Annotated in this window: 19 protein-coding genes; 7 read left to right on the top strand and 12 right to left on the bottom strand. The window is 69.5% G+C overall.

From position 1 onward, the window contains the following. Positions 1-53 precede the first annotated feature (53 nt). Positions 54-1,004, bottom strand: coding sequence for an alpha/beta hydrolase (locus DMC61_RS03840; protein ID WP_125686814.1), 951 nt, complete (start codon positions 1,002-1,004; stop codon positions 54-56). Positions 1,005-1,148: 144 nt separating this feature from the next. Here DMC61_RS03840 and DMC61_RS03835 point away from each other — a divergent pair, with 144 nt between their 5' ends. From DMC61_RS03835 to DMC61_RS03815, 5 genes are all read left to right on the top strand, one after another. Continuing rightward, positions 1,149-1,616 (top strand): MarR family winged helix-turn-helix transcriptional regulator, encoded by a 468-nt coding sequence (locus tag DMC61_RS03835; protein WP_125686812.1) that lies wholly within the window; start codon positions 1,149-1,151, stop codon positions 1,614-1,616. A gap of 27 nt (positions 1,617-1,643) precedes the next feature. Beyond that, the gene (locus DMC61_RS03830) at positions 1,644-2,492 is read left to right on the top strand and encodes an SAM-dependent methyltransferase (protein WP_172843546.1); all 849 of its coding nucleotides are present in this window, start codon (positions 1,644-1,646) and stop codon (positions 2,490-2,492) included. Positions 2,493-2,603: 111 nt separating this feature from the next. Then, entirely contained in the window at positions 2,604-3,140 is a 537-nt protein-coding gene (locus DMC61_RS03825) for a PadR family transcriptional regulator (protein WP_125686810.1), read from the top strand. A gap of 9 nt (positions 3,141-3,149) precedes the next feature. After that, a complete protein-coding gene (locus DMC61_RS03820; RefSeq protein WP_125686809.1) occupies positions 3,150-5,168 on the top strand; it encodes an NADPH-dependent 2,4-dienoyl-CoA reductase in 2,019 nt (672 codons plus the stop codon). Between the two features lie 23 nt (positions 5,169-5,191). Next, complete coding sequence (locus DMC61_RS03815; RefSeq protein ID WP_255431470.1) at positions 5,192-6,169, top strand: prephenate dehydrogenase; 978 nt, start codon at positions 5,192-5,194, stop codon at positions 6,167-6,169. A 69-nt stretch (positions 6,170-6,238) separates the two neighbouring features. Here the strand turns inward: DMC61_RS03815 and DMC61_RS03810 are convergent, their stop codons facing one another. The 4 genes from DMC61_RS03810 to DMC61_RS03795 form a co-directional block, all read right to left on the bottom strand. Continuing rightward, the gene (locus DMC61_RS03810; protein ID WP_016330787.1) at positions 6,239-6,466 is read right to left on the bottom strand and encodes an antitoxin; all 228 of its coding nucleotides are present in this window, start codon (positions 6,464-6,466) and stop codon (positions 6,239-6,241) included. Between the two features lie 61 nt (positions 6,467-6,527). Further along, positions 6,528-7,460, bottom strand: coding sequence for a TauD/TfdA family dioxygenase (locus DMC61_RS03805; RefSeq protein ID WP_125686807.1), 933 nt, complete (start codon positions 7,458-7,460; stop codon positions 6,528-6,530). Positions 7,461-7,662: 202 nt separating this feature from the next. After that, positions 7,663-8,001, bottom strand: coding sequence for a hypothetical protein (locus DMC61_RS03800; RefSeq protein ID WP_125686805.1), 339 nt, complete (start codon positions 7,999-8,001; stop codon positions 7,663-7,665). Positions 8,002-8,073: 72 nt separating this feature from the next. Then, positions 8,074-10,038 (bottom strand): FUSC family protein, encoded by a 1,965-nt coding sequence (locus DMC61_RS03795; protein WP_125686803.1) that lies wholly within the window; start codon positions 10,036-10,038, stop codon positions 8,074-8,076. Positions 10,039-10,087: 49 nt separating this feature from the next. On the opposite strand from DMC61_RS03795, the gene DMC61_RS03790 reads away from it, so the two are divergent. After that, positions 10,088-10,528 carry an SRPBCC family protein gene (locus tag DMC61_RS03790; protein ID WP_125686801.1) on the top strand — a complete coding sequence of 147 codons (441 nt, stop codon included), beginning with the start codon at positions 10,088-10,090 and terminating at the stop codon, positions 10,526-10,528. Between the two features lie 252 nt (positions 10,529-10,780). Here the strand turns inward: DMC61_RS03790 and DMC61_RS03785 are convergent, their stop codons facing one another. The 6 genes from DMC61_RS03785 to DMC61_RS03765 form a co-directional block, all read right to left on the bottom strand. Further along, complete coding sequence (locus tag DMC61_RS03785) at positions 10,781-13,309, bottom strand: CHAT domain-containing protein (protein ID WP_125687130.1); 2,529 nt, start codon at positions 13,307-13,309, stop codon at positions 10,781-10,783. Between the two features lie 111 nt (positions 13,310-13,420). After that, entirely contained in the window at positions 13,421-13,900 is a 480-nt protein-coding gene (locus tag DMC61_RS03780; protein WP_007030725.1) for a hypothetical protein, read from the bottom strand. Further along, the gene (locus tag DMC61_RS03775; protein ID WP_101611873.1) at positions 13,897-14,502 is read right to left on the bottom strand and encodes an RNA polymerase sigma factor; all 606 of its coding nucleotides are present in this window, start codon (positions 14,500-14,502) and stop codon (positions 13,897-13,899) included. Before DMC61_RS03775 ends, DMC61_RS03780 begins: the two co-directional genes overlap by 4 nt. Positions 14,503-14,836: 334 nt before the next feature. Then, the gene (locus DMC61_RS41335) at positions 14,837-15,007 is read right to left on the bottom strand and encodes a hypothetical protein (protein WP_199749879.1); all 171 of its coding nucleotides are present in this window, start codon (positions 15,005-15,007) and stop codon (positions 14,837-14,839) included. Between the two features lie 125 nt (positions 15,008-15,132). Beyond that, a complete protein-coding gene (locus DMC61_RS03770) occupies positions 15,133-15,849 on the bottom strand; it encodes an SGNH/GDSL hydrolase family protein (RefSeq protein ID WP_125686799.1) in 717 nt (238 codons plus the stop codon). An 87-nt stretch (positions 15,850-15,936) separates the two neighbouring features. Further along, positions 15,937-16,569, bottom strand: coding sequence for an NAD(P)-dependent oxidoreductase (locus DMC61_RS03765; RefSeq protein ID WP_125686797.1), 633 nt, complete (start codon positions 16,567-16,569; stop codon positions 15,937-15,939). A gap of 96 nt (positions 16,570-16,665) precedes the next feature. Here DMC61_RS03765 and DMC61_RS03760 point away from each other — a divergent pair, with 96 nt between their 5' ends. After that, complete coding sequence (locus DMC61_RS03760) at positions 16,666-17,256, top strand: TetR/AcrR family transcriptional regulator (protein ID WP_125686796.1); 591 nt, start codon at positions 16,666-16,668, stop codon at positions 17,254-17,256. 179 nt (positions 17,257-17,435) lie between these two features. Here DMC61_RS03760 and DMC61_RS03755 read toward each other — a convergent pair whose 3' ends face one another. Then, on the bottom strand, positions 17,436-17,939 hold the full coding sequence (locus tag DMC61_RS03755) for a GbsR/MarR family transcriptional regulator (RefSeq protein WP_038507712.1): 504 nt from the start codon (positions 17,937-17,939) through the stop codon (positions 17,436-17,438). Positions 17,940-18,021: the final 82 nt, after the last annotated feature.

The following is an 18,021-nucleotide window of genomic DNA, read 5'->3' as shown; positions in this document are numbered from 1 at the left end:
GGAAAGTGTTGTCCAGGGTGACGCGTGTCACCCTGGACAAACCGGGTTCCTGACTACTCGGACACGAGAGCCGTGCGCAGCACGCCGATCGCCTGCTTGATCGCGGCTTCCGCGGCATGCGTGCCGCGCAACGTGTTGAGCATGACGAAGTCGTGGACGATGCCCTGGTACCGCACGGCCGTCACCGGCACACCGGCCTGACGCAGCTTCGCGGCGTACGCCTCGCCTTCGTCGCGCAGGACGTCGGCCTCCGCGGTGATCACCAGCGCGGGCGGGAGACCGGCCAGCTCGTCGAGGCTCGCCCGAAGCGGCGACGCGGTGATTTCCGCGCGCTGCGCCGGATCGGTCGTGTACTGGTCCCAGAACCACTTCATGCCGTCGAGGGCGAGGAAGTAGCCCTCGGCGAACCGCTGGTAGGACTCGGTCTCGAAGCTCGCGTCGGTGACCGGGTAGAAGAGCACCTGTTGGCGGAAGGTGACGTCGCCGCGCTGCTTGGCGAGCAAGGTGAGCGCCGCGGTCATGTTCCCGCCGACGGAGTCTCCGGCGATCGCGATCTTGGTGCCGTCCAGCCCGTTTTCGGCGCCGTGCTCGGCGACCCACTTCGCCACGGCGTAGTTCTGCTCGATGGCGACCGGGTAGCGCGCCTCCGGCGAGCGGTCGTATTCGGGGAAGACGACGGCCGCGCCCGCGCCGACGGCGAGTTCGCGGACCAGGCGCTCGTGGGTGTGGAAGTTCCCGAAGACCCAGCCGGCGCCGTGGATGTAGACGATCACGGGCAGCGGCCCGGTCACACCCTGCGGCCGAACGATGCGGACCTCGACTCCGTCGACGTGCGTGGTCTCGACGTCCGCGGCGGGCAGCTCGACGTCGCCGCCCTGTACCTCGTCGACGGCCTTGCGTCCTTCCTCCGGCGGCAGCTGGAAGAGGAACGGCGGCGTGGCGGTGGCCTCCACGAAGGCCTGCGCGGCCGGTTCGAGGGCCAGGTTGTGCGGGTTGGCGGTCATTTCTGCCTCCTGGGTTCCGAAGTCGATGCGGTAAAGGTAGCTCGCAACTCAGTTGTGCACAACTAAAATGTGCTCAAGGAGATTTAGCCCATTCAAGTGGCGGTCTGCGGCATGATCGACGCACCATGGGGACGAGGAGGACCGATGCCCACGGACAACACCGGCTCGCTGTGCCTGGACGATCAGCTGTGCTTCGGGCTCTACGCGGCATCCCGGGCCGTGACCGCGCTTTATCGCGTGGTGCTCGACGACCTGGGCCTGACCTATCCGCAGTATCTGGTGATGCTCGCGCTCTGGGAGGAGGACGAGCGGCTGGTCAAGGAGCTCGGCACCGTGCTGAACCTCGACTCCGGCACGCTGTCCCCGCTGCTCAAGCGGCTGGAGAAATCCGGACTGATCCAGCGCGTCCGGCAGGCCGACGACGAACGGTCCGTGCGTATCAGCCTGACCGGGGACGGCGCCGCGCTCAGGGAGCGCGCGAGCGGGATCCCGAAGATCATCGGCGAGGCGATGGGGCTCGACGCGGCCGGTCTAGCCCGCACCCGCGCGGAGCTCGATCGCTTGACCGAATCCGTCAACGCCTACCGCGAGGCCTACGTCCCGGCCGGTTAGCATGGGATTTCCGGCGCGGACAAAGGGATGACGATGATCGATCACGACGCGGCGCTCAAGGCCGTCGAGAACAGCTTGGACCGGCCGTCCGCGGCCCGCGTCTACGACTACTTCATCGGCGGCGACACGCACTACGCCATCGACCGCAACTTCGCCGAAAAGGTGCGCGAGCGCCTGCCGCTCATGGGCGACTACTGCAAGACCAGCAGGCAGTTCCTCGGCCGGGCCGTGCGGCACTGCGCCGAACAGGGCATCAAGCAGTTCGTCGACATCGGCTCCGGGCTGCCGACCGCGGGCAACGTGCACGAGGTCGCCGACGAGGCGCGGCCGCAGGAGGACACGCACGTCCTCTACATCGACAACGAGCCGATCGCGCTCGCGCATTCGACGCTGCTGCTCGCCGACACCGCCGACCCGGACCGCCACCACGCGATCGCGGCGGATCTGTTCGATCCCGAGGACCTCTGGGCCCGGGTGATGGACTCCGGCATCATCGACGTCCGCGAGCCGATCGCGCTGGTGATCAACGCGGTCATGCACTTCATCAAGGACGAGCAGGACCCGGACGGGCTGCTGGACTTCTACCGCGACCGGCTCGCGCCGGGTTCGCTGCTGGTGCTCTCGCAGATGACCAACGAGAACCCGGCCAACGACGAGGAACGGCAGGCGCTGCTGGACATCCTCGAGTACTACGAGACCACGACGAACCCCGGTTTCCTGCGCACCATGGACGAGTTCCGGCGCTTCTTCGGCGGCTGGCCACTGCTGGAGCCGGGCCTGGTCTACGCGCCGGCGTGGCACCCGGACGAGAAGACGATCTTCGCCGCTTCGCCGTCGGAGTCCCGCGTCATCGGCGGGATCGCCCGCAAGCCGTAGCTTTTCCCGTGAAGGCCCCCTTGCCTCGGCTGAGCCGAGGCAAGGGGGCCTTCACGCGCTTGTGACGCGCGTCGCCTTGCCGTGCAACTAGGTGCATATGAAACTAGGTGCATGGCACTGGAGCACGCGATCCTGGTCTCGCTGTCCGAGCGATCCGGCTCGGGCTACGAGCTGACGCGCCGCTTCGAGAAGTCCATCGGGCTGTGGTGGAGCGCCACCCACCAGCAGATCTACCGCGTCCTCAAGCGGATGGAGGACGCGGGCTGGGTCACCGTCGACCAGGTCGCGCAGTCCGGGAAACCCGACAAGAAGGTGTACACCGTCGGCGACGCGGGGCGGGCCGAGCTCGCCCGCTGGCTCGCCGAACCCGATCCGTCGGCCACCGCCAGGGAGCTCGCCGTGAAGATCCGCGGCGCGGCCCTCGGCGATCCGGCCGCCGGCGCCGCCGAGGTCACCCGGCATCGCGACGCGCACGCGGCACAGCTCGACGCGTACCTGCTGATCGAGAAGCGCGACTTCCCCGACCCCAGCGTCCTCAGTGGACAGTCGTTGCACCAGTTCCTCGTGCTGCGCGGAGGAATCCGAACCGAACAGGGCCACATCGAGTGGCTCGAGGAAGTCCTCCGGGCATTCCACCACGATGCGTAAGGACCAGCGATGAGCCCGTACCCGAACCTGCTGTCCCCTCTCGACCTCGGCTTCACCACCCTGCGCAACAGGGTGATCATGGGTTCGATGCACACCGGCCTCGAGGACAAGGAAGCACATTTCCCGCAACTGGCCGAGTACTACGCCGAACGCGCTCGCGGCGGCGTCGGGCTGATCGTCACCGGCGGCTTCGCGCCGAACCGGACCGGCTGGCTCCTGCCGCTGGCGTCGAAGCTGTCGACGCGCGCGGAAGCCAAAGCGCACAAGCAACTCACCGATCCGGTGCACGAGGCGGGCGGCAAGATCGCGCTCCAGATCCTGCACGCCGGCCGGTATTCCTATCACCCGCTGAGCGTTTCCGCGTCCGGTATCAAGGCGCCGATCAACCCCTTCAAACCGCGGGCCCTTTCCGGATACGGTGTGCTGCGCCAGATCCGCGCGTTCGCCGATTGTGCCTTCCTGGCTAAGGAAGCGGGTTACGACGGCGTCGAGATCATGGGCTCCGAGGGCTACTTCATCAACCAGTTCCTCGCCGAACGGACCAACAAACGCACCGACAAATGGGGCGGTAGCGCGGAAAACCGGCGGCGGATCGCCGTCGAGATCGTGCGCCGCACGCGGGAGGCGGTCGGCGAGGACTTCATCATCATCTACCGGCTGTCCATGTTGGACCTCGTCGAGGGCGGGCAAAGCTGGGAAGACGTCGTCGCTTTGGCCAAGGAGGTCGAAGAGGCGGGCGCGACGATCATCAACACCGGTATCGGCTGGCACGAGGCGCGGGTGCCGACGATCGTGACGTCCGTGCCGCGCGCGGCGTTCACCTGGGTGACCGGGAAACTCAAGCCGCACGTCGGGATCCCGGTGGTCACGTCGAACCGGATCAACATGCCCGAGGTCGCCGAGGAGGCGCTGGCCGGCGGCGACGCCGACCTGGTGTCGATGGCGCGGCCGTTCCTCGCCGACCCGGAATGGATCCGCAAGGCCGAGACCGGGCGCGAGGACGAGATCAACACCTGCATCGCGTGCAACCAGGCCTGCCTCGACCACGCTTTCAAGCGGAAGCTGGTGTCCTGCATGGTGAATCCTCGCGCGGGCCACGAGACGACGTTGACGCTTTCGCCCACCCGCAAGACCAAACGCGTCGCCGTCGTCGGCGCGGGCCCAGCCGGGCTCGCGGCCGCGACCGGCCTCGCCGAACGCGGGCACGCGGTCGAACTGTTCGAAGCCGACGACGAGATCGGCGGCCAGTTCGGGATCGCGCGCAAGATCCCGGGCAAGGAGGAGTTCGCGGAGACCATCCGCTACTACACGCGGCGGCTGGAGGTCACCGGCGTCAAGGTGCGGCTCGGCACTCGCGTCGCCGCGGCCGACCTGATCGGCGCCGGGTTCGACGAGGTCGTGCTGGCCACCGGCGTGACGCCGCGCGTGCCGTCGCTCCCCGGTATCGACCACCCCAAGGTCCTGTCCTATGTGGACGTCGTCCGGCACGGGAAGCCGGTGGGCGGCAAGGTCGCCGTGATCGGTGCGGGCGGGATCGGCGTGGACGTCAGCGAGTTCCTGACGCACGCCACCTCCCCCGCGCTCGATCTGGACGCGTGGATGGCCGAATGGGGTGTCACCGATCCCGAGCGGGCCGCGGGTGGGCTGACCGAGCGGAAGGTCGAGCCGTCACCGCGGCAGGTGTTCCTGCTGCAGCGCAAGAAGTCCGGGATCGGCGCGGGGCTGGGCAAGACCAGCGGCTGGGTGCACCGGGCCGCGCTGAAGGCCAAACGCGTCGAGCAGCTCACCGGGGTGGCCTACGACCGGATCGACGACGACGGCCTGCACATCACCGTCGGTGACAAGCCGCGTGTGCTCGACGTCGACACGGTCGTCGTCTGCGCGGGGCAGGAGCCGGTGCGTGACCTCGTCGACGACCTGCGGGCGGCCGGACTGCCGGTGCACCTGATCGGCGGCGCCGACGTCGCGGCCGAACTGGACGCCAAACGGGCGATCGATCAGGGAACCCGCCTGGCCGCCGTTCTCTGACGAGTGGCCACCTAGATGGCAGGATGAGCCTTGTGCGGGACGTATGCGTGATCGGGCTCGGGTTGATCGGTGGTTCGCTGCTGCGCGCGGCGCATTCGATCGGCCGCACCACGTTCGGGGCGACGACCTCCGAAGCTGACGCGGACGCCGCCAGCAGAGCGGGTTTCGACGTCACCACGCAGGTCGAAGCGGCGCTGAGCAAGGCGGCGGAGCGGGACGCGATGATCGTGCTCGCGGTGCCGCTGCCCGCGGTCGAAGAGGTGCTCCGTACCGTTTCGCGGGTCGCCGGGCACTGCGTGCTCACCGACGTGACCAGCGTGAAGGGACCGGTGCTCGACTCGGTCCGGCGCCGCGCGCCGTATGCGAAGTTCGTCGGCGGGCATCCGATGGCCGGGACGGCGAACTCGGGCTGGAAGGCGAGCAATCCGGCGTTGTTCGGCGGCGCGGCGTGGGTGCTGGGCGTCGAGCACGACACCGATCTGACGGCGTGGGCGGAGGTCGCCCAGCTCGTGCTGGACGTCGGCGCGCACGTCGTGCCGCTGCCCGCGGACTCGCACGACGAGACGGTCGCGCGGATTTCGCATCTGCCGCATATCTTCGCGGCCATCCTGGCCACGATCGGCGCGCAGGGCGGGCCGCTGGCGATGTCGCTGGCCGCCGGGTCCTATACGGACGGCACGCGGGTGGCCGGGTCGAGCCCGGCGCTGGTGCGGGCGATGACCGAGGGCAACCGGGACGCGCTGCTGCCCATCGTCGACGAGGCGCTCGGGCGGCTGGGCGCGGCGCGGGGTTCGCTGGCGTCGACGGGCGGTCTCGCGGTGACGGTCAACGCGGGTCACGAGGGCGCGCAAGCGTTTGCGGCCAGCAAGGACGCGGAACGCGCGGGGGTGCGGGTCAGCCTGACCGCCCCGGACGCGCGCGACGGCCTGATCGCGCTCGGGGAGCGCGGCGGCCGGATCACGGCCATCGAGGGCGACACCGCGATCGGCGAGGTCTCCTGACGCGTTTCGTCCTCTGAATGCGGTCCTTGCACACGCAAGTACCGCGTTCAGAGGACGAAATGCGGGAGGTTACTGACCCTGCGGCGGGTTCTGGGGCTGGGGGTTGTCGGGGGTGTCGTCGAACTTGTTGATGAACCCCTTCGCCTTCTCGACACCCGAGTCGATCTGGGAGTCGTGACCGGAGAACTTCGACTTGGCGAAGTCGGCCGCCTTGTCCAGGCCGCCCTCGATCTTGTCGTTGTGCTCGCGGAGAGCGTCGGTGGCCTTGTTCTTCAATTCATCGAAGTTGATGCCCATGGCTTCATCGTCACACAGGGACCGGTGAACACGCCTCGACGATCACCCGTCGTGGGGACGCTCAGAACGGCCGGTCGCCCGCGATGGCGACGCGTTCGGCCACTCGCGCGTACGGGTGGTAGTCGTTGACGGCGTAATGCTGGGTGGCGCGGTTGTCCCAGAAGGCCACCGAACCCGGCCGCCAGGCGAAGCGCACCTGGAACTCCGGGATATGCGCCCGGCTGAACAGGTACCGCAGGAGCCGGTCGCTCTCGTCGCGGTCGATGCCGACGATGTGCGTCGTGAAGGCCTGGTTCACGAAGAGGGTGCGGCGTCCGGTCTCCGGATGCGTGCGGACGACCGGATGCTCGACCGGCGGGAACGCGTCTTGGTGGCGCAGCAGGAGTTCCGGGTCGGAGAAGCGGTCGAAGCCCGGGATGAAGTCGTGCACGGCGGTCAACCCGTCGATCCGCTCGCGGATGTCGTCGGGCAGGTTGTCGTAGGCGGCGGCCATGTCGGCCCACATCGTGTCGCCGCCCACCGGCGGGACCTCGATCAGCCGCAGGACCGAACCGAGCGCCGGCGCGGGCCGGAACGTGACGTCCACGTGCCAGATGTTCTCGAACGCGGGCATGGTCGCGGACCGGGCGAACCGCGTGGTGTCCTCGGTCTCTCCCTTGGGGATGAACGGGTTCGTCTCCAGTTCGCCCCAGTTGGCGGCGAACGCGCGCTGGTGCGCCGAAGTGATGTCCTGATCGCGGAAGAACAGCACCTTCCACTCCAGCAGCGCGCGATTCAGCTCGGCGTGGAGCTCCGGGGTCAGCGGCCGGGCGAGATCGACGCCGCCGATCTCGGCGCCGATCACCCTTCCCAGCGGGCGTAGCGAGAAAAGTTCGTACGGGCGCTCCTCGGCACCTTCCGGCAAACGCCGCAGCAGGCGCGGCCCTTCGAGGATTCCGCCGCCGGGGACGGTCGCGGGGCGGAGACGGACACGGTCGGGCAGTTCGATGGACATGGGGGCTCCCTGGATTCACCGTCGGACGACTTGGCGAGACGAGGAGCTACGCGGGCGGAGAGCCCAAACGTCCACGGCGCAGGAACAGCGCGACGGCACCTTCGCCCACCGAACGGATCGGCGGGGACTCCAGGATGGCGGACACGTGGCCATCGTGGGCATGTTTTGGCATGCGGTCAATACCGTCCACGGGCCGGGACGATCATCGCCTCCGCTCGGAGGGGAAGCTGCCCGACCACGTGTTCCGGTGCTCGCGTGGTCGCAGCGCCTCCGCCAGCACCCACTGCGAATGCGTCGTGCTGCCCCGGCCCACCGGGCCGAGCTGGAAGGTGACCCAGCCGACCCAGTGCCCCGTCGTCGTGGCCCGCCACATCCCCAGCAGCCCGGGGACGGTGGCGGTCAGGTCGAGGCCGTCGGGCAGACGGGTCTTCACCGCGCCGACGGGGTACACCAGCGTGAGATCGACCCAAACGGGCTGATTGGGCCGGACCATGTGCAGGTGACGCGGCCCCGGCGGCAGCGTGTCACCAGTGTCGAGCATGCGTCGATTATGCGTGAAAACTCGAACATTAGTTCGAGATGATGCTCACCCATCCCCCGTACGGGTGGGTGGTCAGGCGCGGCGGTGATACGGCAGGAAGCGCCGGACCAGCCGTAACGGCGCGCGTTCGACGAGGTCGGGGCCGCGCACGGCGTCGAAGGCGGCGCCGATCTGGTCGACGACGCCGGACAGTTGCTCGTTGTCGGGCATCGGCATCTCCGCCGGGTCCCGTTCCTCGCGGACGGCGGCCGCGAGTTCGGCGAGGGCCGCCGTCAGGAGCGCGATGTCGGCCTCGTCGGGGGCGGGGGCGCCGCGTCCGAGGGTGACACCGACCTCGGTGACGGCGTCGGCGACGCGTTCGAGCCCGGCGATCACCGGCCACCAGGCGACGGCCTGCCGTCCGGCGGCGGAGGGTTCGACGACGACCTGCTGGAACGCGGTCCGCAGGTCGGCCAGCGCGCGGTAGGCGCGGCGACGGGCGCGCGAGCGGTCCAGCCGGGCCTCGCCGGACGGCGCGAGCACGAGTCCTTTGTCGACGTACTTCACCAGGCTGTCGAGGCTGTCGGCGAGCCGTCCGCCGACCTGTGGCCGCCGGCTGCCCGGCCAGAGCAGGTAGCCGAAGATCAGGACGATCGCGCAGCCGAGCACGGTGTCGACGAGCCTGGCGAGCACGATGTTCCAGCTTCCGGTGCTGGCGAGGTCCATCTGCAGGATGATCAGCGGGGTCACGAAGGCGCTGAGGATGCCGTAGTTGCGGACCTTGCCGACCGCGACGCCGCCCGCGAAGACGGCGATCAGCAACACCAGCAGCCAGCCTTCGCCGCCCACGGCGAGCACGGCCGCGCCGATGCCCACGCCGATCACCGTGCCGATGCCGCGCAACACGGCTCGACCGAAGACCGAGCCGAAGTCCGGTTTGAGGACGATGCCGACGGTGAGCGTGATCCAGTAGGACCGTTCGAACGGGACGAGCAACGCGACGACTTCGGCGATCGCGACGCACAACGTGAGGCGGAGCGCGGCGAACCAGGTGAGCGGGCCGGAGACGAGCGAACCCGCCCAGCCGCGAAGACGTTTGTGCCACGGCTGGACCTCGCGCCGTTTCCGGTTGTCTCCCTTGCCGATCCGGGCGAGCCCGGCGTAGAGCGCGGCGAGGACCGGGTCGGCGTCTTCGGGCGCTTCGGGAGGCTCCGGGAGTTCCTGGTTCGCGAGGACGGCGGCCGAGGTCGCGATGAAGTGGTCGATCACGTCGTCCGGGGCGTGGCGGCCGGCGTTGACCATCGCGACCGACGCCTCGACGGCGGGTGTGCTGGCCGAGAGCAGGTTGAGCAGCTGGCGGTAGGTGGCGTCGCGGCCGGACAGCCAGGAGCGGGCGGTAAGGAGCCGGTCGTACGCGGTGTTCATCGCGGTCGTGAGCTGGTGCCGCGCGACGCGGGAGGTGGCTTCGTCGGTCGCGGAGAGCATCGCGGCGAGCTCGACGTAGACGTGTGCGACGGCGCCGCGTTCGGGGCTGGTGGCGCGGAAGGTCCAGGTGGCGAGCGCGATCAGCAGGCTCCAGGCGGCGCCGGCGCAGAAGTAGCCGAGGAGGACTTCGACGCGCAGGCCGGTGACGTGCTGGCCAGTGCCGAGTACGCAGAAGACGAACATCTGGAGTCCGGCGACCGACGCGTTGCTGCCCGCCGCGCTGATCAGCGCCGACACCGCCGCGACCCCGACGACGACCGGGATGGACGCGGCGGGGATGCCGCCGGTGATCAACCCGGCGAAGTAGCCGAGACCCGCCGCCGCGGTGGCGCCGCCGAGCCGCCGCGCGCGGTAGCGGTACGGGCCGGCGGATTCGGAAAGGACGGTGGGCAGGGCGCCGGTGGAGACGAGCGCGCCGACGCCGATGTCGCCGAGCGCGTAGCCGACGGCGAGCGGGACGGCGAGGGCGAGGACGGCGCGGGCGACCATGTTCCACGGAATGGGAACCGGTGTGCTGCGGAGCAGCTGCACCAGCCAATGTGGTGCGGCGATCTCGCGGCGCGGCGTGCTCACGTCCCTATCTTTACTTATCCGTGGCGTTCGGAGCGGTTATCGTCGCCACATGGGCAAGACGTACTCCTTCGAGGTCAACCGGACGAGCAGCGCCTCGCCCGCTTCGCTGTTCGAGCTGGAGGCCGACGGTTCCCGGTGGTCGGAATGGGCGAAGCCGGTGGTGTTCCACTCGCGCTGGGCGCGGGAACCGGGCGCGGACGGCGTGGGCGCGGTGCGGGCCGTCGGCCTGTGGCCGGTGTACCTCCACGAAGAGACGCTGGAGTACGAACAAGACCGAAAGCACGTCTACGGCTTCGCGGGTCTCGCGCTGCTGAAGGACTATCGCGCCGAAGTGTCGTTCACGCCGAACGCTTCCGGCGGCACGGATCTGCGATGGACCGGCCGGTTCACCGAACCGCTGCCCGGCACCGGCGCCGCCGTCCGCACGGCCCTCCGCACCGTGATCTCGATCTTGGCCATGCGCCTGGTGAAACACGCCGAACGCGCCTGACCCCACCCCCCGCCCTTCCCAAGGGGGGCGACCCCGAGTCCAGTCTACCGGCCCTGGGCGGCGGGAAGGGGCGCTCGACGGAGTTGTCCACAGAGGGCGGTGCTTGTGGACAAGTCCTGTGGGTAGCCGAAGGACGCCATAGCCGCATAGGACGCGGTGAAGGACGCTTTCGCCCCGTAGGACGCGGTAAAGGACGCTTTCACCGCATGAGACGCGGCGAAGGGAGCTTTCACCCCGCGAGGACGAGAAACCTCAGCCCGCACCGAGGCACAGGAAGGGGCGCCGCAGCGGATCGGCCGCGGTCGCTTCCGCGAGTGCCAGAGCGGGCGCGGTCCCCAGCGCCAGCCGCCGGTGCAGATCGGCCATCGCGGCGGCGGCCGCCTTGTCGCCGACCCGCGCGATCGCGCCGATGACCGTCCGCGAGCCGCTGGCGAGCAACGTCCCGGCGAACCCGAGCGCCTCCTCGCCGGGCCTGATGTGACTCATCGCGAGTTCGCACGCGGCCAGCACCACCCGTTCCGGCGGCTTCGCGAGCCGGGCGGTTTCGTGCGCGTACAACGGGCCGTCGACCAGTTCCAGCCGCGAGAACAACGCGTTCGCCGGTTCGTGCGCGCCGTGCGCGACCAGGTGCGCCATTCCGGAACCGTCCAAAGCGGACAGGACGGTGTCGCTGGTCGCGTCCTTCCCGTCGACCAGCCGGGCGTGCGGGTACACGGCCCGCAGGTTCCGCACCTCGCCCACCGAACCCGGCACCCCCGGCCCGCCGGCGAGCAGCACCGGGCCGGAGTTCCGCCGCCCCGACGCGGTCACCCAGGCGGTCGCCGACGGCGCGATCGACACCGGATGTCCGTGCAGGGAAGGCAAAGCGCCCCAAGGCAACGCGTACAGCGAGCCGATCGGCACGATGATCAGCTCACGGTTTTCCAGCGTCTTCGCCAGCGACGCGGAGATCAGCCGGTCCAGTTTGTCCGCCCGCCGCCGCGCGGAACCGGTGACGACCTCGACCAATGGCGCGGGCAGGTTGTCCGGCGCCAGCGCGTCGAGGTCCGCGTGCAACTGCCGCGCCGTCTCGACGATCTCCCCGAGCGGCCCCAGCTTCAGGAGCCGGAACCGGCCGCGGTCGACGACCACCGCGTACAAGGTGTCGCGATACCCCATCAGGCTGACCAGCACGCGATCGCCGAGCCGCTCGACCACCTCTTCGGGTGCCGAGACCGGCCGCGGGCGACCCCACTGGCTGGTGTACCACCCGAGCCGCGTCGCCTCCCGCTGCAAGCGGTCGTAGCGCTCCTCGAGCTTCCCGACCGGTTCACCGGACAGCCGCCGCGCCTGGATCGTCCCCTGCACGTGCCGCATCTCGTTGATGTGCCGGGCGAGCGCGGGATCCTCGATGACCGGGAGCGGCTCGTAGCGGTACACCTGCGCGCGCGTGCGTTCCAGCCACGCGAACAGGCTCTTCGCCCCGGCGCCGCTGCGCCTCGCCTTCTTGAGCACCAGCGTCAGCGCGAGTTTGCCCAGCTCTTCGCCGTGCGCCGCCGTCCCGCAGACGAGGTCGAGCCCGCCCATGCGGTCGCGGATCTGCCCGAGCTCCGCCAGTCCGGCCCGCGCCTGCGCGAGCGCCGAACGCGGCCGGTGGGACGCCACCGCGAGTTCGGCCCGGCACAACCGCAGCTGCATCCGGTGGTCGATCGGCGTGGTCTGCCGCGGTTTCGGTACCTGCGCCAGGAGTTCCTGCGCGGCGGCCGTCTCCCCGCGACGGATCAGCAGCCGCACCGCGAACATCCGAGCGGCGCCCGCTTCGTCGCGCAGCCCCAGGCCCGCCAACCGGATGGCGAGGTCGGCCAGCCGCTCCGGCAGTTTCGCGGACGGCTTCTTCTCCCGGTCCGCCAAGACCTTCACCGCGTCGACGCGAAGCCTGGTCAGCTCGGCGATCTCGGCCCACCGGCCGTTGCCACGCCGCAGGAAGCTCCGCCGTGCGGACGTCGCGAGCTTCTTCGCGAGAACGTGGTCGCCCTCCAGGATGGCGGCCCCGGCCCGCGCGACCTCCGCCTCCGCGACGAGATGGTGGGCGCCGTTGCCCCGGAGTTCGGGGATCGCCTCGTCGAGGTGTCGCGCCGCCTCCTCGCCGAGCCCGGCGGTGAGCAGCGCCTTCGCCTGGTCGAGCCGGACGCGCGGCAGCGAACCGGGCCCGTCGGTGACGAAGATCGAGGCCGCCTGCTCGTAGTGCCGGAGCGCTTCGGGGATGTCGCCGAGCAACTGGGCGTGATCACCCAGGTTGTGCCGGATCTTCCCTTCGAGACGGCGATGGCCGTACTCGACCGCGATGTCCAGCGCGCCGCTCAGATCCTTGTAGGCACCGTCGGGATTGGTCATCTGGAGATGCAGCCACGCCCGGTTCATCATGTTCCGGGTGAGGAGCAGGCTGTGGACCTCCACCTCGTCGGCGAGGCTGGGCAGCACCGCGTCGTAGAGCGCGAGCGCCTCCTCCAGCCTCCCGATCCGCATCAGGACGACGGCGCGCTGCAGGACGACGGTGAACCGCAGCAGCCGCCGGATTTCGCCTTCCGGAAGTGAAAGCCGCACTCGCTCCGCCTCGTTCAGCCGAGCGAATCCGTCCTCTTGGGACAGGACCTCGGCTTCGGCCGCGGCGAGGCTGATCAGCACCCGGACCCGGATCTCCAGCCGTTCCGGCCCGGCGGCCTCCGGCGAGCCGAGGCACGACAAAGCGCGCTGCAGCAACCTGATCGCGGCGCCCGGCCCGTGGTCGGCGGCCGCGGCCATCGCCTGACGATGGAGGTCCGCGGCCTCGGCTACGGGATCGACGACGGGAAGCTGCGCGGGCACACGCACTATGGGAGCACACCCGCGCCGCATAACGGAACAGCCGTCCGGTTACAGCACCACTGTGGGGGTCACGACCGTCCGCCGACAGGTCACGTCGCCGAGGTGGATCACGATCTGGGTGGTGCCCTGGGGGACGTTGTCCAGCACGAACCGGCCTCCTTCGTCGGCGGTGGTGGAACTCGTGCCGTGCTCGGCGACGCGAACCTCCACTCCGTACTCGCCGGCGGGCACGAGCCAGCCGTCGATCCGGTGTTTCTTGCCGATCTTGGTGAGGTTGATCATCACGGTCAGATCGCTGACGGTGAAGGTGATCGTGCCGGTGTCACTGCCGCGAACACCCGCCGTGGCGTCCATCCGCTCCCAGCGGGCGACCTCCACGTCGAGGTTTTCGAGCGCGAGCGCAAACTGAACCCGCTGCACCAGGTCTCCCGGTGGCGGGTCCAGTTCGTCCATGAAGCGCCCGATATCGGCGAGCAAGGCCTCATCGCCCGGGGAGGTCATCTCCCCCGGCGTCCCGAGGTCGTTCATCGGCTTCCCCCTTCGTGGGCCAGCAGGTCGCGCATCGATTCGAGGCAACGGCCCCTGGTCGGGCCGACACTTCCGCGCGGCATACGGAGTGCTTCGGCGACCAGTTGGTATTCGGCCCGCCCGGCGAGCACGGTCAGCCGAAGGAGCTGCTGACAGCGGTGCGGCAGACGGAGGAAGGCGCGCCAGACCCGGCGATCCCGGTCGGCGCGGACGGCTTCCTCTTCGGGGGCCGGATGGGTGCTCTCCATGCTTTCGGCCAGCTCGTCGGTCAGCGGGACGGGCTGAGCGCGGCGGCCGAAGGGATGCTGGGCCTCGCGCCTGGTGGTGGTGATCAGCCACGCGGCGAGCGCCTTGGGGTCACGGAGTTTGTCGAGTTGGCTGAACAGGGCGAGCCATACCGTCTGGACCACGTCTTCGGCGGTCAGGCGATCGAGCCCGTTCGCGCGCGCGACGTGCCACACGAGCGGGGTCAGCTCGTGCACAAGTCTGTCCATCGCCTGGCGGTCACCGGCCCGCGCCGCGCGCATGCAGGCGGCATGCAGGTCGGCACCGGTCAGTCCTTCCCATGGCGGGTCTACCTCGGTCGTTTGCACGTCGGTCACCGTATCTGCCCCACTTCGGACGTGTCTTCGTGTCGGCGCTGGCAGTATCGCGGGCCCTTCGGGGAGAAGGAGCGTGCAAGAGGCTCTGGGATACATCAAGTCACTAACTTTTTTGTGTCGAGTTTTCCGGTCGTCCCCCTCGATGTGGGCGGAGGACAAAGGCACCGGCCGGCGCGAGTAGGTGTGGACTGCGCACCGGCCGGCCCTTTTTCCCTCCCCCGGGCCCGCTCCCCAACGGGCCCGCGTCCGGGCGTCCCCCCTCCCCCGAAGGGAGCACCCGGAGGTGATGCCCGGAGGCCCCCTCGGCCTCCGGACATCACCTGTCTGTGTTGGTTCAGTTCACGGTCGGGTTGGTGCCGTTCGGCTCCCAGTTGCCGTCCGGGCTGGTGCCGGGACGGGGCGGGACCGGCGCCGTGATCGGCTTCGGCTTCGGGGTCGTCTCTTCGAGGTCTTCGGTGGCCGTGGCCTCGTCGTCGACGGGCGCGGTGTTGGTCTCGGTCGTCATCGGGTGTCCCTCATTTCCTCGACTGCTCCATAGGACGCAACGAGGCTGCCACCAGATACACGCAGAGCCAGCTTTTTCATGGAAATTTCTTAATCTGTGGCAAGCGAGTGACCTGATCAGCGCTTTTACCCCGAAAAGGTGTCGCTGAGTAGCCGTCGGCTCACGTCCGCGAGTTGTCCCGCCCAGCGCCGGTAGCCCTCGGGGCCGGGGTGGAAACGGTCCTCGGCGAAGGTCGCGGGATCGAGCATCGCGGCCGGCATCGGGACGTGGACGACGCCGGGCAGCAGGGTCAGCCGGGCGGCCGCGGCGTCGAGGACGGCCGACCGCGCGCCGAGGACGTCCCGCAGCGGACGCGGCAACGAGGGGAACCGGCCCATCGGCGGCACGCCGGCCAGCACCACCGGGACCCGCCCCACGCGACGTCGCACCGCGACGATCAGATCGAGCAGGTCACGCCGGTAGCGCGTGGCCGAATGCAGTTCGATCGTGTCGTTGACGCCGAGGGCGATCACGACCAGGTCGGCGGGTTCGAGCAGCGGCACCAGGTCCTCGCGCACCACGCGGGCGTTGGCGCCGGTCCGGCCGAGTGCCTGCCAGGCGACGGCGCGGCCGTCCCGCGCGAGCTCGTCCGCGAGCCGTCCGGTCAGCCCCTCGGCGTGCGTCGGCGCGCCGACCCCGTCCACAGTGGACTCGCCGAGCACCGCGAGCCGCACCGGGTCGCCGTCGCCGGCCACCAGGCCGGTGACCGGCCCCGCGGCACCGGGCAGCCTGGGCGTCGTACGGCGCACCCGGACGGCTTGCGCGAGAAGGATCGGGGCGAGCACCACCGCACGGCTGATCACGTCAGGACCCTACTGCCGCGTTTCGTCCTCTGAACGCGATCGTTGCGCACGCAACAACCGCATCGAGAGGACGAAATGCGGGAAGGGTCAGCCGTGGGCGATCGAGACCGTCTGACGGACGAGCGAGTCGTCCGCGGCCGCGCGGAGCAGGTAATCGGCGACGTCGGCGCGGTTGATGCTGTAGCTCCCGCGCACGTTGCCGTCGGTGCGGGCGGCGATCTCGCCGGTGTGCGGTCCGTTCAGCAGACGCGGCGGACGCACGATCGTCCAGTCGAGTTCGCTCGCGCGCACGATCCGCTCGGCGGCGATCATGTCGGTGAACGCGTGCCGGAGGATCCTGCCCAGGATCGGTTTGACGACGTTCCTGGTGAAGAAGGCGTCACCGTCGACGAACGGTCCGCTGGCGCTCACCAGCAGCAGCCGCCGGACGCCCGCCGAGCCGAGCGCGGCGACGGCGGCCTGCGCCCCGTCGGTGACGATGGTCGTCGGGTTGCGGTCTCGGGCGCCGAGGGCGGAGATCACCACGTCGCGTCCGGAAACCGCCTCGGTCAGCGCGCCGTGCTCGGACAGCTGCGCGACGACCACCTCCAGCAGGTCGCCCTCGACGGTGAGCCGGGACGGGTCGCGGACGACCGCGGTGACGTGGTGGCCGGCGGCCAGCGCCTGCTTGACGACTTCGGAGCCGACCCCGCCCGTGGCACCGAGAACAGTGAGCTTCATGGTCACGCCTTCCTAGGTTAGTGAACACTCACCCACTATGGTGAGTGTTCACTAACCACTTGTCGAGCGAACGCTGAGAAGCCCTCAGGAGCGAACATGGGAAGCCGCGAGGAGATCGTCGCCGCGGCGGCGAAGGTGATGCGCGAGCAGGGCTACGCACACGCCACGACGAAGGCCATCGCGCAGGCGGCGGGCTACTCCGAGGCGTTGCTGTACAAACACTTCAAGGACAAGACCGAGATCTTCACGAGCGTGCTCACCGAGCGGCTGCCCGCGCTCGGGACGACCTTGGACGAGCTGATGAAGGCCGCGGCGGACGCCCCGCTCGCGGCGAACCTCGCCCGGCTGGCGCGGATCACGCTGTCGTTCTACCTGGAGAGCTTCCCGATCGCGGTGTCGCTGTTCTCGTCGCGGGAACTGCTCGCGACCCATCGGGAACGGGTCATGAGCAGGGACCGCGGACCGGACGTCCCACTCGCGCGTGTCGCCGAGTACCTGCGGGAGGAGGTCCGGCTCGGCAGGATCCGCGAGGACGCGGACCTGGACGCTTCGGCGTCGCTGCTGCTCGGGGCGTGTTTCCAGTACGCGTTCCTGGCGTCCTTCGAGGACCGGGAGCCGTCCCCGGAGGAGTTGGACGAATGGGCGGAGAGGCTGGCGGGCACGCTCCTGGTGGCGGTGGCCTCGTAAGTCGCCCTGCTCGCCTGAGGTACATGAAGGCCCCCTTCCTGTACCTAGGCGGGGGGCCTTCATGTACTGGGCAAGGTCGAGGGGGCGAAGGCTCCTTTCGTCGCATCAGACTCAGTGAAGGGAGCCTTCAGCCCACACCGCCACTCCACTAGCGCGTACTGGCGCAGGCTGGATCAGACCTACTTGCCCTTTTCGGCCCGCATCTCGTGCCACTTCGCGTACATGTCGTTGAGCTCCTTGATCATGAAGCTCAGGAAGTCCCGCATCTCGGCGACCCGCTCGCCGGCGGGCGTGTCCGACCCCAGCGCCGAAACGCCCTCGTCGGCCGCGTCGCGCCACATGGTGATCATGCGGTCGCGTTTCATGAAGGTGGCGTACCAGAGGTCGTCGAAGAGCCGGTAGTGGTCGCGGCGCGAGCCGGGCTCGCGTTCCTTGGCGACCAGGCCGATCTGTTCCAGGTACCGCACGGCCCCCGAGATCGCGGCGGGGCTCACCGAGAGCTGGTCGGCCAGCTCGGCCGCGGTGAGACGGCCGGCGTCGGTGGTCATCAACGCGGCGAACACCCTGGCGGGCATCCGCTGCATCCCGATCTGGGAAAGCGTGAGGCCCAGGTGCTCCACGTAACGGCGGACGGCGTCCTCGTCTCTCTGCGTGCTCGAAGCACTCTCAGGCGTCGTCGTCATGGGCACATCCTCTCTCACATCCCCCAGAGTGATCACACCATCCATACGTTTTCTTAACTTCACAACTTCGTGAAATCACTGT

The organism is Amycolatopsis sp. WAC 04169 (genome assembly GCF_003947535.1).
Lineage (GTDB): Bacteria > Actinomycetota > Actinomycetes > Mycobacteriales > Pseudonocardiaceae > Amycolatopsis > Amycolatopsis keratiniphila.
Note: the sequence above shows the minus strand (reverse complement) of the source record. Positions and strands in the feature narration are given on the sequence as shown.

Bases quoted from the DNA above. Each gene is read 5' to 3' on its own strand.
- DMC61_RS03840 (WP_125686814.1), bottom strand. From the start codon at position 1,004: ATGACCGCCAACCCGCACAACCTGGCCCTCGAACCGGCCGCGCAGGCC.
- DMC61_RS03835 (WP_125686812.1), top strand. From the start codon at position 1,149: ATGCCCACGGACAACACCGGCTCGCTGTGCCTGGACGATCAGCTGTGC.
- DMC61_RS03830 (WP_172843546.1), top strand. From the start codon at position 1,644: ATGACGATGATCGATCACGACGCGGCGCTCAAGGCCGTCGAGAACAGC.
- DMC61_RS03825 (WP_125686810.1), top strand. From the start codon at position 2,604: ATGGCACTGGAGCACGCGATCCTGGTCTCGCTGTCCGAGCGATCCGGC.
- DMC61_RS03820 (WP_125686809.1), top strand. From the start codon at position 3,150: ATGAGCCCGTACCCGAACCTGCTGTCCCCTCTCGACCTCGGCTTCACC.
- DMC61_RS03815 (WP_255431470.1), top strand. From the start codon at position 5,192: ATGAGCCTTGTGCGGGACGTATGCGTGATCGGGCTCGGGTTGATCGGT.
- DMC61_RS03810 (WP_016330787.1), bottom strand. From the start codon at position 6,466: ATGGGCATCAACTTCGATGAATTGAAGAACAAGGCCACCGACGCTCTC.
- DMC61_RS03805 (WP_125686807.1), bottom strand. From the start codon at position 7,460: ATGTCCATCGAACTGCCCGACCGTGTCCGTCTCCGCCCCGCGACCGTC.
- DMC61_RS03800 (WP_125686805.1), bottom strand. From the start codon at position 8,001: ATGCTCGACACTGGTGACACGCTGCCGCCGGGGCCGCGTCACCTGCAC.
- DMC61_RS03790 (WP_125686801.1), top strand. From the start codon at position 10,088: ATGGGCAAGACGTACTCCTTCGAGGTCAACCGGACGAGCAGCGCCTCG.
- DMC61_RS03785 (WP_125687130.1), bottom strand. From the start codon at position 13,309: ATGGCCGCGGCCGCCGACCACGGGCCGGGCGCCGCGATCAGGTTGCTG.
- DMC61_RS03780 (WP_007030725.1), bottom strand. From the start codon at position 13,900: ATGAACGACCTCGGGACGCCGGGGGAGATGACCTCCCCGGGCGATGAG.
- DMC61_RS41335 (WP_199749879.1), bottom strand. From the start codon at position 15,007: ATGACGACCGAGACCAACACCGCGCCCGTCGACGACGAGGCCACGGCC.
- DMC61_RS03765 (WP_125686797.1), bottom strand. From the start codon at position 16,569: ATGAAGCTCACTGTTCTCGGTGCCACGGGCGGGGTCGGCTCCGAAGTC.
- DMC61_RS03760 (WP_125686796.1), top strand. From the start codon at position 16,666: ATGGGAAGCCGCGAGGAGATCGTCGCCGCGGCGGCGAAGGTGATGCGC.
- DMC61_RS03755 (WP_038507712.1), bottom strand. From the start codon at position 17,939: ATGACGACGACGCCTGAGAGTGCTTCGAGCACGCAGAGAGACGAGGAC.